The organism is uncultured Campylobacter sp., from assembly GCF_937997405.1.
Taxonomy (GTDB): domain Bacteria; phylum Campylobacterota; class Campylobacteria; order Campylobacterales; family Campylobacteraceae; genus Campylobacter_B.
The window spans coordinates 1-2,227 of record NZ_CALKTL010000001.1 but is presented as its reverse complement, the minus strand read 5'-3'; the positions used below and the strand labels follow the sequence as shown (position 1 = coordinate 2,227).

General features: G+C 46.1%; 2 protein-coding genes. Both read left to right on the top strand.

Features of this window, described 5'->3' with window-relative positions; genetic code table 11:
* The first annotated feature begins 219 nt into the window (after positions 1–219).
* The gene (locus tag Q0372_RS00010) at positions 220–756 is read left to right on the top strand and encodes a hypothetical protein (RefSeq protein WP_298101194.1); all 537 of its coding nucleotides are present in this window, start codon (positions 220–222) and stop codon (positions 754–756) included.
* Between the two features lie 229 nt (positions 757–985).
* Entirely contained in the window at positions 986–1,819 is an 834-nt protein-coding gene (pepE, locus tag Q0372_RS00005) for a dipeptidase PepE (protein WP_298101192.1), read from the top strand.
* Positions 1,820–2,227: the final 408 nt, after the last annotated feature.

Below are 2,227 nucleotides of genomic sequence, written 5' to 3'. Positions count from 1 at the left end.
ATTGTGTACGATGAGAACGATGTGGCGCACGCCCTGCCCGAATCGTCCCTGCCCGCGGGGATCTCCCCCACAATGGTAAAATTTCATAGATCAAATTTTGCGTCAAAACCATGGCGCGATTATACTCTTTCGCGTTTAAATTCAGACCTAAATGTAGCCGCTTTGCGCCGCTAAATTCGATATAATTTCTAAAATTTAGCGCTTTAAAAGGAGTGAGCTGTGGATAAAAAATTTCAATCAGACACAAAAGAGCTGGACGAGAAATTTGCCGCTATCCCTGAAAATTCAAAGAAGCGATACGATAGGCATAAATTTATTAGACGCGTGATTATAGGGTATTATTCGTCGGCAGCTACAACCATCTATTTCTCGCTAATGCTAATGTTTTTTCTTGATATGCTTTTTTCGAATATCGGTATAGAATCGTCGTCTAAAATTTTTAGAGATATTCGTGATGTCGCGATAATAGTTTTGCCTATATGCGCGACGATCTGTTTTTTAAGATACACTAAGACTAAGCGATACAGCAACCTTTTTATCAAGGATCAAGGAGATAGTTTGTTGGTCTTTACGATAGAAAATTTTGCCAGTATAGTTTTGCTTTTATATCCGACCTTGATTTTTACCGGGATATTGGAAGGCGCCGCAGCTCATATATTTTTGTACGCCTTAATCGTAGCGCCGATTTGCGGAATAGTTTTTGGGGTATGCTATTTTTTCAATACGGGCTCATATACCCCGAAAGACGAAGCGTAAATTTCACTAAATTTAACCTAGTGTCGGCGCCATGAATTTCATTAAATTTGGCCGCGTTTTTAAATTTTACGACGCAGCGCCTCGCTGAATTTCGGAATTTGGTAGTTTTAAATTTTACCTTGCCGAGGCCTTGGGGCGAGCGAAATTTAAACCGAATATTCAGCCCCTCTTTATATGTAAAGGAATATAATTTTAAAGTAAATACAAACTTTGATTTAAAGGAGAAAAGATGCAAAATCAAAGACGAGACCTACTAAAGGTGGCCGCTTTGGCGGCGGGCGCTGCGATGCTCGGTACGAGCGAACTAGCTGCGAGCGAAAAGGCGTTTAAGCTCTCAAAGCGCGATCATAGCAAGCAAAGAGCGCTGCTACTCTCAAGCTCGGGCTACAAAGACACGAAGTATCTATCGCACGCGGTGTCGTGGATCGGTAAATTTGCGCAGGAGAACAACCTCACGGGCAAAAAGATCGTTTTCATCCCTTATGCAAGCCTTCGCAGGAGCTACGACGAATATGAAAAGCGCGTCAAAGAGGCGCTTGCGAGCTTAAGCTTAAACATAGTCGGCGTCCACCACGCTAAAAATGCCGCGAAGGAAGTCGCGAGCGCGGATTGCATATTCGTAGGCGGCGGCAACACCTTCAAGCTCGTGCACGATATGTACGAAAACGAGCTCATCGCTCTGATTAGCAAAATGGTCGAGGACGGCACGCCGTATATCGGCTGGAGCGCGGGCTCGAACGTCGCGGGCGCTACGATGATGACGACGAACGATATGCCGATCATCGAGCCCGAGTCGTTTAATACCTTCAACATCTTCCCGCACCAGATCAATCCGCACTTCATCTCGGGCAAGCCTGCGGGGCACAACGGCGAGAGTAGAGAGGAGAGGCTGGAGGAATTTTTGATCGCTAATCAAAAATCGACGGTTTATGCGATGCCGGAGGGTACGGCGTTTTGGCTTGAGGGCGAAAAGGCGACCGTGCTCGGGCCTGCTGCGGTGCTTAAGATGAACTATAAGCAAAAGGTTAAATTGATCGAGCCGGGTAGCTCATTTAAGTATTGATCGCACCCGCTTAAATTTAACCGAGATGTGCGCCAGACGGCACCGCTCGTTTGAGTGCGCGAATCGGTTAAATTTTAATTGCGGCGCTCGGCTAAATTCGGGCGCCGCTTTTAAATTTACGCAGCAAAGCGCGCTTTGCTTATGCGGACGCGCTATCAAAAGATAAGCATCGATTAAAAGCGGCGCGCGACCCCTGAAGCCATAAAGAGTAAAATTTAAAACGCAGATAAAATGCCCCGCGTCCACCTTCTTATGCCGCTCGGCGATTTTATTCCGTATATCGCGAACATCCTTGCCGGCTGCGGCGGGACGGTATATTTGCAAAAAAGAAGCGCCTATGGCGCCGCTAAAACCGGTTCGAATCACCTCCGAAACTTAACCGATCTAAGGCAAAGCTTAAAATTTTTT